We start from the raw sequence: 11,479 nt of genomic DNA on the forward strand, positions 1-11,479 counted from the left end.
CAGTATATCTTAATACTTAAGCTGTTTTATAAAATGGCGTCGCTTATTATTTTTTGAGTTCTTATCTATGTCGAAATCTGCAAACTCACTAGACGCTATACCGCAAACAGCAAAAACGCCGCTATTTTCTTTATGGGAAGCGTTAGCACTGCTGGTGGCAATGGTGTTTGCTTTTTTTGGTAGTCAGCTATTAGGTATCTATATCGCCGGCAAGCTATTACTACCTTCTACTAAATCCCAAACAGCAGCTGACCTGTTTTATTTTGCTAGCGGCAATGGCACCATCGTTAGTAGCTCGATTGTCTTTAGCGGTGTATTTTTGAGCATTTTAATAGCGCTTATTATTCGCTTAAAAGGCGCGCAAGTTAGTGATTATCTAGCGCTCAAGTCGTTCTCACTAAAAGTCGCTATCGGCAGTTTTGGTCTACTATTACTGTTTATGATTGGTAGTCAAGCGCTGACATACTGGTTGGATAAATCCCCTTCGTTGTTCGTTGATCCTTTGTATGATTCGGTCAGCTCGGTATGGCTGTTAATCATTGCGATGGTGGTGATCGCGCCTATCTATGAAGAGCTCGTGTTTCGAGGTGTTATTTGGTCTGCGCTCAAGGAGCAGTTTGCCATAAAGTTCGATAAAACAGAGCTATCAAAAGCTGAAGGTCTAGCACAGTCAGAAGCGCACGGCGCACTGATGGCAAGTTTGATTACCAGCTTAGTGTTCGCGGTGATGCACTTGCAGTATGGGCTATATGAGATCAGCACTATCGTCGTGCTCGCCTTAATATTTTGTTATGCGCGCTACAAATCAGGTTCTCTTTTTTTGCCGATAGCGCTGCATATCTTTAATAACGGCTTGGCGATGTGGCAGTATCTAGCGCTAGCTGCTTAACTTGATGCGCTTTTATGACTGATTTAGGTTCTAGCTTAACGAATGCTAAGGTTAGTTTTTATCAGCTGATAAGGTCTTATGCGCACTTAGCGTTACTTAAATTCCAGGATTTAGCGCGAGCACTTCCGTGGCAGCTCGTTCAATATCCTCAATCGTCAAGCTAGGTTTACCACTCAAAGCCTGTCGCCATCTGCGCGCGCCACTTAAGCCTTGAAAAAGACCCAAATAATGCCGCGCCATCGTCGGTAGTGCTTCGCCAAGCTCGATCTGCTGACGCAAGTAAGGGTACATCTCAGCCAAGATATCAGAGCGTTTTGGTGCAGGCTCGCCCCATAAGCTATTCGCTTCTGCGAGCAAATAAGGGTTTTGATAAAAAGCGCGGCCGATCATCACCCCATCGATGTACTTTAAGTGCTCTGCGATATCATCGACGCTTTCGATACCGCCATTAATCTCAATATCAAGCTCAGTAAACTCTTGCTTAAGCCGGTAGACATCCTCATAGCGCAGTGGCGGTATCTCGCGGTTTTGTTTGGGGCTCAGACCTTGTAGCCAAGCGGTACGCGCATGAACGATAAAGCGAGTACAGCCTGCCGCTGCTACAGTTTCAACGAACTCTTTCATAAACTCATAACTATCAAAGTCGTCGATACCGATGCGATGCTTGACTGTCACTGGGATATCGACCGCTGCTTGCATATGCTTGACTAAATCTGCGACCGTAGCGGGCTCTGCCATCAGGCAAGCGCCTATCTTGTTATGCTGCACGCGATCAGAGGGGCAGCCCACATTGATATTGACTTCATCATAACCATGCTGCTGAGCAAATTCGGCGCATTGGGTCATATCCGCATTATCAGCGCCGCCAAGTTGCAGAACAATAGGATGTTCGCGCTCATCAAAACGCAAGTGCCGCGCGCGGTTCCCGTATATGAGCGCTCCTGTGCTGATCATCTCGGTATACAGATAAACGTGCGGATTAAACAGGCGCGCAAAATAACGATAATCGGTCGTTGTCCAGTCAATCATTGGTGCAACGGATAAGCGTTTATTGGTCATATCTATCATAACTATAGAACTCTTTTTTAAAGCATTTTTAAAGCATTGCAGCGATGTGTATGATTTTAACTAGGTATATAGTAGGTTGTCGGGAATATTATCCGGCGCAGCACTCATTTTGATACGGTTATTTTAATCAAACATTGAGGCCTGCGTAATAGTACTATATTTATTTCAAATCGAATCGATGGTAGCGTTGACATCATCTTTATCATTCACAGCCAAAGTATATAGCGCTATTAAATCACTCGGTTCAGTTGTTTCGATTCTGGTAGATGATAAAAATATAAACCAACCATAATACTCATCGCACCGATAAAAGCGATATACAGAGCAGGCGAGATGCTGATATAAAAGGTGGCATAACCGAGTGCAAAAGGCAGCAGGCCGCCCACGATCGCATACATCACATTATAAGACAAAGCGAGACCTGTCAGGCGTACATTAGTCGGAAATAACTGTACGAAAATAGCCGGTATCATGCCTACAATGCCAGCAAAAAACCCAAGTAGAGCGTACATAATCAAGATGTAATCGCCGCCAGTTTGCAGGTGATAATAAAAGGCAAATATCTGGCCGATTAATAAAATTGATCCGAAAACCAAAATTTTACCAAAGTTTTCGTGGTTGGACACAATGCCATAAAAGACACAGCCAAAAATCATAAAGACAATGCCCAAACTATGCGAAAAAACAAACAGATCATTATCTAAACTAAAGCTTAACTCGATCAGGCTTGGCAGTAGTAAAGCCACTACCGTCGTGATGCTAGCAATCATAAGGCTGAGTAAGAGGCCCAAAAAGATAGAATGCTTGCAGTACTTAAATAATAAAGTGAGCGGCTGCCTAACGCCTCGTAAAGGTTTTCGGGTTTGCATCTCAATAAAAAACGGTGATTCGTTAATGAAGCGCCATGCCAGTAGAGGTAAGAAGCTTAGCAGAGCAGCGACAGCAAAGGGTACACGCCAGCCATAATCCAACATCTGAACAGGCGTCATCGAGCCGTTTAGCCAGACAAAAAAAGCGTTAGAAAATAACACGCCCACAAAAAAGCTTGCTGTCACATAGCTACAGGCCACTGACAGATACTGGCGCGGGACTTGCTCAGCAATATAAATCCAAGCCAAAGGCACATAAACGCCAAACGCCATTCCCTGTATTAGGCGCAAAATAATAAATAAGCTCGGGGCTATTACGCCCCACTGAGCATAAGTCGGTAGTATTGCTATACCTACCATACAAAGCGCGGTTGCAAGCATACTTATAAGCAATAAGGGCTTACGTCCCTTCATATCGCCATAGCGACCAAACAAAATGCCGCCAAGCGGACGAGCCAAATAACCGACAGCAAATAATCCAAGCCCTTGTAGGCGAGTCATGCCAGAATCGATATTGGCTGGGAAAAAAGCAGAAGAGATATAATCTGCCATATACAAGTAGATCAAAAAGTCAAAAAAAGTGATAGCACTCGTCAAGCAGACAAAAATCACCATGTTTTTATCTTTACCAGACATGAGCGCATATTGAGGGCGAGAAGGCATGGTCGATTATTTTCCCATATACAAGCAAAGCATTACAACGGCCATCACAATGGCCGTTGACGATAAATAAAAAGTTAAAATTGAGCGAAAATAAAACAGAGGGTAGATAAAAGGGTGTTGTACATTATTTTAGATTAAAGCTTATTTATAGCAGCCAATCGATAGGTAACCACGACATAATAGTTAGCCAAATATGATCGGATAAGTCCACTCGCGGCTCAGCTTCATAGACCTTTTTCTCACCATTTTCCATAGTGTGCCACTGCAAGTGATTATCATCGGTTAATTTGACTTCATAAGCTTGGCTTAATAAGTCGTCACTGAGCGCTTCATGCAGCTGCCGCGCCAGCTCATCGTCATTGATGATAACGCCCATCTCTGTGTTAATATTCGCTGAGCGTGGATCGACGTTATAGGAACCAATGAAGACTTGATGATCATCAATAGCAAAGGTCTTAGCATGCAAGCTAGTTGAGGACTGACTGCGCGCTTTCCACAGCTTGTTTTCGCGATCCTCTTCACTAGCAGTAGATTTTAGCTCATATATCTTGATACCGGATTTGAGTAGCTTAGGTCGCCACTGGCTATAGCCAGAATGTACAGCGGTTACATCGGTGGCATCAAAAGAGTTGGTCAGTATCTTAATATCAATGCCAGAGTCGGCCAGCTCTACTAACGTATCGACACCATCTTTGGTGGGAACAAAGTAAGAAGAGATGATGGTCAGCTCTTTATCAGGGCGCCCAAGCAAGGTACGTAGCTGCTGCACTAGATTGGTATCGGCGGGGACAGACGTGGTCAGCTTACCGACATCGTCACTCAAAAACTGCATATCCGTCCAGCGAAAAGGAATGCGCTTATTTAATAAATCAGTATCGATAGAAGAGTCCGCAATTGCTGACTTATATACCGATAAGCTGCTTTGGTTATCACTTTTCTCATTGGTACCGAGCTGATCGAGTCCCTCGATAAAGTCCGTCGGCCCATCTTCATCTAAAGTTACTAACGTCTCGATATCGTAAGAGATAGGCGCGGACCAGTAACTGCCAAAGCTATTATCAATATCTGCGACTACTTTACCAATAAGCAGCACATCTAAATCAGCAAATTGACTGTTTTGATCATTACTTAAATATTCGTTACCAATATTGCGGCCACCGATGATAGTGATTTGCTTATCAAAAGTCATGCTTTTATTATGCATGCGCCGGTTGATACGAGGCAGACCAGTGACGAAGTTGAGCGCTTGAAACTTACGGTGCATCAAAGGGTTAACAATTCTGACCGCTGTATTAGGGTGGCTTGAAAAACGTAATAACTGCTGATCAAGCGCGGCGCTGCTATTAAAGTCGTCTATCAATAAGCGCACGATAACGCCGCGCTCAGCCGCTTCCCATAAGTCTTTTAGCAGCAGTTGACCGGCCTGATCATCATGCCAGATATAATATTGCGCGTCGATGTTGCGCGTCGCCATATCGGTCAATATGCTACGAGAGGCAAACGCATTGGCGCCTGTGACAATTGGATGATACCCTGATAAATCAGGATGGATTTTATTTTGCTCACTAATGGTCGCGACTAAGTCAGTATCATTATTGGCATTGGCGGTATCATCAGTTTCGGTATTGACGTTGCTATCTTCCATACCTGAGTCCAAACGTGAATCTGGAGTGATTGGCTCATCTTGAGCCTTTGTCTTATTAGTATACATAGCATTAACCCGCTCAGAGAGCTCTTTGCTCTGTGCTAAGTGCGGCTGCTGCGGTAAGCTTTGACAGCCAACCAAACTCAATGACAACCCAAGAGTAAGGCTCATCGTCAATTTACTAGAATAAACATCCAACATCGACATCATAAGATGGCCTCAATACACTCAAAAGATTGGCTGAGCGGTCTACACCGCGGCTTTAACTAATAGTAATACGTAGTAACAGTAACAGTAACAGTAACAACAGCAACATCAGTATTAATATCAACATCAACACTGTATTAGTATGACGCTACAGATAATCATATTTTGCTTAGCAAATATATTGTTGGAACAATCCGCACAAATATTTTTGCCAAGCTTAGCAGGTACAAAGGTATCTGCCTATAAAAAATACGTTAAATTTTTTAATCCGTAGCAGCGGCTGGTGAATAACCAAAAGTTAGAGCCTAGTGACGAAAAAAAGCGTAGTAGGTGTCTGAAAAGCGCAGTCATGATATGATATTGTGCAGTTTAAAACGTTTACCAATAGTAGTATCGATTCTCCTTGCAGCCTCAACCCTCACTACGGAATACTTATGAGCCAATCGCCAGCACAACAAAATAGCAACGACAGTGGTTTAGATAGTAACAACGACAGTGGTTTAGATAGTAACTGGCGCTCAGATGCCTTAGATTTAAGCCTCGATTATGGTATGCAAACCGTCGCCGTACGTGCCGGACAGCATCGCACCGATGAAGGTGAGCATTCTGAGGCTATCTTTACCACCAGCTCCTATGTCTATGAGTCGGCGAGTGATGCCGCCGCACATTTTAATGGTACTAAGACGGGTAATGTCTATTCGCGCCATACCAATCCAAGCGTGCGTACCTTTGAGCGCCGCCTAGCTGCGCTTGAGAATGGCGAGCGCGCAGTCGCCACCGCCTCTGGCATGGGCGCTATTTTGACTATGTGTTTGGCTTACCTAAAAGCAGGCGATCACTTGCTGGCAGCCAATCAGCTGTTTGGCTCGTCTATTGGACTGTTCAATAATTATATGGCTAAATTCGGCGTCGAGGTCAGTTACGTTGACTGCTTTGACAACGATGCTTGGGCCGCGGCCGTGCAGCCAAATACAAAGCTCATCTACTGCGAAAGCCCGAGCAACCCGCTAGCGCAAATTTGCGATATTGGCTTTTTAAGCGAGCTGTGTAAAGCGAACGACATATTGCTCGTCGTCGATAACTGTTTTGCCTCTCCTGCTATTCAGCGCCCGCTAGACTTAGGCGCGGATGTGGTGATTCACTCAGCGACTAAATATCTAGATGGACAGGGCCGCGTATTAGGCGGCGCTTTAGTCGGCAGCGACAAGCTGATGCAGGAGGCGTTCACAGTAGTGCGCTCAGGTGGTATCAGTATGAGTCCTTTTAACGCTTGGGTATTTACCAAAGGTCTTGAGACGCTCAAACTGCGTATGCAAGCTCACTGTCATAATGCCAATCAGGTCGCTGAGTTTTTGCTGAATCATCCAAACGTTAGCACTGTGCATTTCTCTGGGCTAAAAGACCACCCAGCGCACAAGCTTGCAACACGCCAGCATCATATGGCAGACGCTTATGGCGCGATTATGGGTTTTGAAGTCAAAGCGACCGATTCTGCTAATGGTACGCAAGATGGCAAAGCCGCTGCTTGGCAAGTGATAGATGCGACACAAATGATATCTATCACCAACAATCTAGGTGATGCTAAGACGACAATCACCCACCCTGCGACGACGACGCACTTTCGCTTAACTGCTGAGGCTCGCGCTGAGGCAGGTGTTAATGATAGCCTAATTCGACTGTCTGTAGGGCTGGAGGATGCTGAAGATATTATCAAAGATTTGGCTCGCGGCTTAGACAGTTTATAAAGATAACGCTATAATTAGCTTAACGTTTTATTTTTATCTAAATTCACCCGGATTACAAAGACAAAGAGAGTATTATGAATATTCAAGCCTTGATGCAACAAGCACAATCCATGCAAAAGAAAGTCGAAGCCAATGTTGAGACCGCCAAAAAAGAGCTGGCCAATAAAGAAGTGCAGGCAGAAGCGGGCAGTGGCCTTGTCAAAGTGACGATGACCGGTCGCCATGTGGTTAAGCGTTTATCTATCGACCCTAGTCTTTTAGAAGATGAGCCTGATATGATCGAAGATCTAATCGCCGCCGCTATCAATGATGCTGTTCGTCAGGCTGATGATCTGTACGAAGAGACAATGGCTGGCGCGACCTCAGGTATGGGTCTACCACCAGGTATGCAAGGTATGTTCTAAGCGATAACTCATTGCTAAATAACATAAAAAGCGTATAAATACTGACTGTAGTAGTCAATAGATGGGGTTGTTATCGTAACGATACGACCCCATTTTTATAACTAGAGATTAAGTTATAGCGTCCGTTTTTATAATTGCAAAAGGATAATAATTTGCTTACTGCCAAATTCGATCAGCTAGTCAAGCAGCTGCGTGTATTGCCTGGTGTCGGTCAAAAAAGTGCTCAGCGTATGGCACTGCATCTGCTGAGCAAAAAGCGCCCGCAAGGCATGGCGCTAGCACAAGCTCTAGATGAAGCGATGCGTGAGATTGTGGAGTGTCAGCGCTGTCATAGCTTCAGTGATGAGAGTATCTGCCCGCTGTGCCAAGACCCAAGACGTGATAATACCCAGCTGTGTGTGGTCGAGACTGCCGCCGATGTGATGGCTATAGAGCAAACGGCGGGCTATCGCGGATTGTACTTTGTATTGGGTGGTCACTTGTCGCCTATCGATGGCATTAGCGCCGATGATCTCAATATCGATCAGCTGGTCTGGCGGGTCAAAGACGAGCCGGTAGATGAGCTGATACTGGCGACTGGCACGACGGTAGAGGGGCAGACGACGGCGCACTTTATTAGTGAAGCGGCCAGTCGCCATGTTAAAAAGGTCACTCGCTTAGCACAAGGGGTGCCGATGGGCGGTGAGCTTGAGTATCTCGATAGTATGACTTTAGGCCAAGCGCTACAAAACCGCTCTTTTTTATAAAGGCAGCGTTTTTTTATTCGTTGACGACTCAGTAGACTAGGCGTTATGCCTAGTTTTTTATTTTTGAAATAAATGACACTCGCCCAATTAATACGCCGATATTGTTATAATCGGCTCATTAACTTTTCAATTTAAGCAGGTATCTGCCCGTGTCTAACTCCTCTTTGACAACGCTAACCACTTCGCAAGATGATATAGCTACTGATAATAACACTATAGAGCCGCTTGATAATCCAGCCATTTCTGCATCAAACGCCTTGCCTACAAAGCCTGATATTGATGCTTTACTTGATAGCGCTGATGAGCTACCGGTAACTTGGATCAAAGAGCAGTCCCAATTGACACCCGTCATTGAGGCTTTGAAAAGCTGTGGTCGGGTGGCACTGGATACGGAGTTTATCAAGCGCGATACTTATTATCCGCGCTTGGCTTTGGTGCAGATAAACGTAGGCGAGCATATCTATTTATTAGATGCCCCGCAGTTACAGTTACAGGACGTCTGGCAAGCGCTAAGCGCAGTTGATGTCGCCATTTGGCACGCTTGTGGCGAGGATTTAGGCATTTTTTACTTACTATCTGATTGCCCGCCGTTGACCAACATCTTTGATACGCAAATTGCGCTATCGTATTTAACCGGTCAGTTGCAGATGGGCTACCAGCAAGCGCTCGATGATCAGCTAGATATGCATATTGATAAGGAGCAAAGTCAGTCCGACTGGCTGCGTCGGCCGCTATCTGATGAGCAAGAACAGTACGCGATAGATGATGTGCGTTTTTTGCCAGCGCTATATTTGAGCTTAGAGTACGAGCTAAAAAAGCAAGGCCTGTACGAGTATGTCTGGGCGGATTGTCAGCTCTATGCTCAAGAGCTGTATGACTCGCAGCAGGTTGCTGATGAGGATATGTACTTAACCATGGCGGACTATCGCTACGATACGCAGCAAATGGCAATACTGCAAGCGGTGGCCAGTTGGCGTGAACAGCTAGCGCGTGCGACCAATCAGCCGCGCACCTTTGTGATAAAAAAACAAGCGGTACGCGAGATTATCACTGAAAAGCCCAAATCTATGCGCGAGCTTGCGCACAAGACCACTATGCACCGTAGTATGCTCAGACTCTATGGTGAAGAGCTGCTCAAGGAGATTAAGCAGGCTCAGCAGTTAGCGCCTGCCGAGCGTCCGCCGAGACTGCCTGCGCCTTATCGCTCCAAGAACAAAGCGTTGTCAAAAGCCGTTCAACATGCAACCCAGATACAAGCAGAGAAAATCGGTATACCAGCGAATGTATTAATGCGCAAAAAGTGGCTGCATCAGCTATATGAAGTCATTGCTTATGAGAAAGACTTAGCTGATCTGCCAGAGGGCTTACAAGGTTGGCGTCATGAGTGGGTGATGCAGACTTTGATACCTGTGATTGAGGAGCATAAAGCTGAGCTTAAACAAGGTATGGGCGTTAAAGGTTAATCGCTATATGCTTAAACCGCCCATGATCCAAAAACCAAATCACTTGCCGCGCGACTTCTGTACTCATTAGCATGCCAGTATGAGTGACGGGCAAGATGATATGGTCAGTAGCGCCGGCGAGCTGAGTCTCAGTGACATATACGGTGCCGTCATGAGCTAAGCTTTTGTCTTCTATGTCGCTATCAGCCTTACGCCGTTTACGATTGTGGTAGCTCAAAATCGGCTGACCTAATCCCTGTGCTTTATTACCAGCGATTACACCAAGCTCAATATCGTCAGGCAAAGACGCAACTGTGCCGTCTAAAGCTTGCTTGTATGATTTACCGACAATAAAAGGCGCTAATCGCCAACTATAATCACCACTGACGCTGCCCAAATGGGGCGTACCTAAAGTCACACAGCGTCCAATCTGCCACTGCGGATAATGAGCGACAAAATCGCGGATTATCAGCCCGCCTAAGCTATGACCAACCAGATCAATTGGCTGATCAGGGCGATGATGACTCTCAAGCCAAGTGTTTAAGCGGGCACTGTTGGTTTTGATATCGTCGCGCATGCTGCGATAGCCAAATTGATGAGTATCAAACCCTCGTGCCTGCAAGCGTTTGGCCAGTGGCCGCATAATAAAGGCCGCTTGATGCAGACCGTGAATAAGAATGACGAGATTAGGTTGAGGCATAGTATTTACTAGGGCTATGTTTACTGTGACGATATTTGTGATGAGTATCCATTATTATAGATGTCAGTTATTAGAGTTAGGTTTTGCTGCACAAAGCGCTCTTTATACGCTTATACCAGCTGGGTTTATACTGAGTAGACAAACTTAACTAAGCTAAATTCAGCCTCTGCTGAGTGCGTCTCTGACACAACCGCTCCAATCACTGCGCTCACCTTTGGCAGGCGCGTTTCGGTATCGATATGCCGCCAATCACCGAGCACGTAACGCGTTTTACCATTGATCGTTGTATGAACGTTGGGTCTATGGGTATGACCATGTAGCAGCGCATCGTTATCAGCGACCGCTTGCGCGACCGTCTGCTCATTGACATCCATGATATAGGCGTCTTTGGTGCGGTTATTGAGCTTACTCTTCGCGCGCATATTATCAGCGATGGCTAGGCGCCTCGATAGGGATTTATTGAGTAGATACCATTTGCTCAGCCGGTGACGTATCACCTTTCGAAACCATTGATACTTTTTATCATCGCTGCACAGCGCGTCGCCATGCTCTAAGCGATAGCTTTGTTTACCAACGTCTAGGCTATAGGGCTCATCAATCAGCTCACCGCCAAATAAATTGAGAAAACCGCGATCTAATAAAAAATCACGATTTCCGTGCATGACTAATATCTCACAGCCCTTTATACGTAGCTGCTTAAGTTTATTAATTAATGGCGTGAGCCAGTGCGCTTGCCTGTCGTCATCTGCCAATGATAGATAAACATCATCGCCAAGCCAAACCTCAAACCAGTCGCCTAAAATAAACAAGCGTTTGAGATTCGGCAGAGCGAGGCAGTCATCAAGCAGCGCCAAAAAAGCCTGCACAAGGGCAGGCTCGTCTAGCGATAAATGCAGATCACTAATTAATACTTGCCGTACATCATGCGGGCGAGTGGTTATTAGATGATTAAAGGTTTGCATTTATAATTATCCTAATGAGTGTTTCTAATTATCTTTATGCTAAATATAGGGCGTGTTGAACCTTCGACCATGGCACTGACAGCGACTATTTTTTAGGCGTTTCGATGTTAAAAATAATAAGTTTAGTCATTCTAAGCGC

Annotated in this window: 10 protein-coding genes; 5 read left to right on the forward strand and 5 right to left on the reverse strand. The window is 45.4% G+C overall.

The window, feature by feature from the left end:
- The first annotated feature begins 67 nt into the window (after nt 1-67).
- A complete protein-coding gene (locus AAEY83_RS08035; RefSeq protein WP_025647364.1) occupies nt 68-889 on the forward strand; it encodes a CPBP family intramembrane glutamic endopeptidase in 822 nt (273 codons plus the stop codon).
- 96 nt (nt 890-985) lie between these two features.
- Here the strand turns inward: AAEY83_RS08035 and dusA are convergent, their stop codons facing one another.
- The 3 genes from dusA to AAEY83_RS08050 form a co-directional block, all read right to left on the reverse strand.
- Nucleotides 986-1,957, reverse strand: a complete 972-nt coding sequence (gene dusA, locus AAEY83_RS08040; protein WP_025647362.1) for a tRNA dihydrouridine(20/20a) synthase DusA — start codon at nt 1,955-1,957, stop codon at nt 986-988.
- A 230-nt stretch (nt 1,958-2,187) separates the two neighbouring features.
- Nucleotides 2,188-3,489, reverse strand: coding sequence for an MFS transporter (locus AAEY83_RS08045; RefSeq protein ID WP_025647360.1), 1,302 nt, complete (start codon nt 3,487-3,489; stop codon nt 2,188-2,190).
- Between the two features lie 145 nt (nt 3,490-3,634).
- On the reverse strand, nt 3,635-5,335 hold the full coding sequence (locus AAEY83_RS08050; protein ID WP_025647358.1) for a phospholipase D family protein: 1,701 nt from the start codon (nt 5,333-5,335) through the stop codon (nt 3,635-3,637).
- Nucleotides 5,336-5,892: 557 nt separating this feature from the next.
- Here AAEY83_RS08050 and AAEY83_RS08055 point away from each other — a divergent pair.
- The 4 genes from AAEY83_RS08055 (at nt 5,893) to AAEY83_RS08070 (ending at nt 9,699) form a co-directional block, all read left to right on the forward strand.
- The gene (locus tag AAEY83_RS08055) at nt 5,893-7,086 is read left to right on the forward strand and encodes an O-succinylhomoserine sulfhydrylase (RefSeq protein WP_227501919.1); all 1,194 of its coding nucleotides are present in this window, start codon (nt 5,893-5,895) and stop codon (nt 7,084-7,086) included.
- 74 nt (nt 7,087-7,160) lie between these two features.
- Nucleotides 7,161-7,490: a YbaB/EbfC family nucleoid-associated protein gene (locus AAEY83_RS08060; protein WP_025647354.1), complete on the forward strand. Its 330-nt coding sequence runs from the start codon at nt 7,161-7,163 to the stop codon at nt 7,488-7,490.
- Nucleotides 7,491-7,642: 152 nt separating this feature from the next.
- Nucleotides 7,643-8,236, forward strand: coding sequence for a recombination mediator RecR (recR, locus tag AAEY83_RS08065; RefSeq protein ID WP_025647352.1), 594 nt, complete (start codon nt 7,643-7,645; stop codon nt 8,234-8,236).
- A 149-nt stretch (nt 8,237-8,385) separates the two neighbouring features.
- Nucleotides 8,386-9,699 (forward strand): ribonuclease D, encoded by a 1,314-nt coding sequence (locus tag AAEY83_RS08070; protein ID WP_025647350.1) that lies wholly within the window; start codon nt 8,386-8,388, stop codon nt 9,697-9,699.
- On the opposite strand, the gene AAEY83_RS08075 is transcribed toward AAEY83_RS08070, so the two are convergent.
- On the reverse strand, nt 9,689-10,378 hold the full coding sequence (locus AAEY83_RS08075) for an alpha/beta fold hydrolase (protein WP_025647348.1): 690 nt from the start codon (nt 10,376-10,378) through the stop codon (nt 9,689-9,691). The two genes, AAEY83_RS08070 and AAEY83_RS08075, sit on opposite strands and share 11 nt — an antisense overlap.
- 125 nt (nt 10,379-10,503) lie before the next feature.
- Nucleotides 10,504-11,340, reverse strand: a complete 837-nt coding sequence (locus AAEY83_RS08080; RefSeq protein ID WP_025647346.1) for a UDP-2,3-diacylglucosamine diphosphatase — start codon at nt 11,338-11,340, stop codon at nt 10,504-10,506.
- Between the last annotated feature and the right edge of the window lie 139 nt (nt 11,341-11,479).

The organism is Psychrobacter sp. TB20-MNA-CIBAN-0197 (genome assembly GCF_040309765.1).
Lineage (GTDB): Bacteria > Pseudomonadota > Gammaproteobacteria > Pseudomonadales > Moraxellaceae > Psychrobacter > Psychrobacter submarinus.

Bases quoted from the DNA above. Each gene is read 5' to 3' on its own strand.
- dusA (WP_025647362.1), bottom strand. From the start codon at position 1,957: ATGATAGATATGACCAATAAACGCTTATCCGTTGCACCAATGATTGAC.
- AAEY83_RS08055 (WP_227501919.1), top strand. From the start codon at position 5,893: ATGCAAACCGTCGCCGTACGTGCCGGACAGCATCGCACCGATGAAGGT.
- AAEY83_RS08080 (WP_025647346.1), bottom strand. From the start codon at position 11,340: ATGCAAACCTTTAATCATCTAATAACCACTCGCCCGCATGATGTACGG.
- AAEY83_RS08035 (WP_025647364.1), top strand. From the start codon at position 68: ATGTCGAAATCTGCAAACTCACTAGACGCTATACCGCAAACAGCAAAA.
- AAEY83_RS08050 (WP_025647358.1), bottom strand. From the start codon at position 5,335: ATGTTGGATGTTTATTCTAGTAAATTGACGATGAGCCTTACTCTTGGG.
- AAEY83_RS08060 (WP_025647354.1), top strand. From the start codon at position 7,161: ATGAATATTCAAGCCTTGATGCAACAAGCACAATCCATGCAAAAGAAA.
- AAEY83_RS08045 (WP_025647360.1), bottom strand. From the start codon at position 3,489: ATGCCTTCTCGCCCTCAATATGCGCTCATGTCTGGTAAAGATAAAAAC.
- AAEY83_RS08075 (WP_025647348.1), bottom strand. From the start codon at position 10,378: ATGCCTCAACCTAATCTCGTCATTCTTATTCACGGTCTGCATCAAGCG.